We start from the raw sequence: 1771 nt of genomic DNA, 5'->3' as shown, positions 1-1771 counted from the left end.
CCGCTAGCCGAGGAATGCACCCGAAATCCCTGTTTCGACAAGCAGCGGGTCATCAAATCCCGCGCGTTTGGATCGTCGTCAATGACTAGGACAGTAGCAGCATCGGGCAGATCCAGCGGTTGCGATCGCACTTCTTGTTCTTCTTTCTGGCTTTCTACCACCACCGGCAACCTGATCGTAAAAGTAGAACCGCAATCAAACTTGCTCTCAAGCGTAATGTCCCCGCCCATCATCTGGCAAAACTTCCGGCTAATTGTCAACCCCAAACCGGTGCCGCCGTATCTGCGGGTAGTAGAATCGTCCGCTTGGGCGAAAGCTCCGAACAGCCTCGACACCTGCTCCTGAGTCATGCCGATGCCAGTATCGGTGACTTGAAACACGATCGAAGGCATTTGACACCGAGAACGAGCTGCCGAGAGTTCTTCGGAATTGTCGATCGGCAAAACTTCCCCTTGTTCCTTCCAAACATTAATCGTAATTTTGCCTCGATCGGTAAACTTAGCAGCATTGCTCACCAAATTCAATAGCGCTTGGCGCAACTTCGACAAATCAGCGTATATCGTGCCAATATTGCGATCGCAATTGACGCTCAAAGTGTTGCCATTTTTCCCTATCATGGGTTGAACAGTAGTGACAACCTGCTCGATCAAATTCAACACCTCAAAATTCTCCAAGAAAAGAGTCATCTTTCCTGCTTCAATTTTAGAAATATCCAGGATGTCACTAATAATGTTGAGCAACTGCTTGCCTGCGATATTAATGCTTGCCAAATCCATAACAAACTCTTCTTCGCCGAGTTCCAGAGCCTCTTCTTGCAGCAGCTCGCTGTAGCCGATAATCGCATTCAAGGGCGTCCGCAACTCGTGAGTCATATTTGCCAAAAATGAGCTTTTCGCCCGGTTGGCAGCTTCGGCAGCATTCTTGGCGACTTCCAATTCGGCCGATCGTTCCTCTAGCTGTCGCTGCCGCACTTCCAAACCGCTGAGCAAACTGCTAATTTGCTGAGCCATGGTATTGAGAGTAGAAGATAGCACCCCGATCGCGTCATTAGAAACAATAGGCGATCGAGCCGTCAAATCACCGCTCGCCATCAGTTGAGCAGTTTCCCGCAGCAAGCCGAGATTCCGAATAATTGCCGACACCGACACAAAACCGACTATCCCCGCGATCGCACTCAACACCAAAGCCCCCAGCAGCCAGTGCTGAGTGCGGCTTACCACTGCCAGAGTTTGCTGCACCAGCACCGCCATTGCTGCCTCAGAAACCCCCGCCGGAGCTGAGGCAGTTTTTATTACCAGCAAATAGTTCTTAATCTCCACAGAACCCATCCACCCGACTCCCACCGCCATCCAAGTTATCAGTACCAAGATGACAAACAGCCCGATTAAAGAAGCCCGACTTCCCAAAGAAATCTGCCTCGGAGCAAGTGCCGCCGCCCAAGGATAGCTTTTGAGAAAAGGATCTGGCCGAACCAGTGCGCCTGAATTCCAAATCTCCTCAATTTGACCGTCCAACCTCACCTTACCAATCCGCACTGTTTTCCAGGTATGCTGCGTTTGGGCATCTATTTTTACCTTGCCCGAGGGCGCTGCAAACTCAATATTTTTAGCAGCCGCCCTGACTTTAACCACATCTGTCGAACCAGCTTTTTCTACTGCTTGCTTCCATAGGTAAACGCCCAAATAAGCAGCTTCGATCGGGTCATCCGTGACTCGATTTTCCCCATATCTAGCTTTATAAGCCTTGACAAATTTACGATTTTCCGGTGTAT

The 1771-nt window shown here is 50.0% G+C and carries 1 protein-coding gene; it reads right to left on the bottom strand.

The annotated features are described in order from the left end of the window. Positions 1–1771: transporter substrate-binding protein (locus tag ACUVJL_RS07395; protein ID WP_445245262.1), on the bottom strand; the 1771-nt coding region annotated here is incomplete at both ends.

The organism is Microcoleus sp. OTE_8_concoct_300, from assembly GCF_031383065.1.
GTDB lineage: Bacteria > Cyanobacteriota > Cyanobacteriia > Cyanobacteriales > Microcoleaceae > Microcoleus.
The sequence above is the reverse complement of the archived record's forward strand: the minus strand, read 5'-3'. Positions and strand labels throughout refer to the sequence as shown.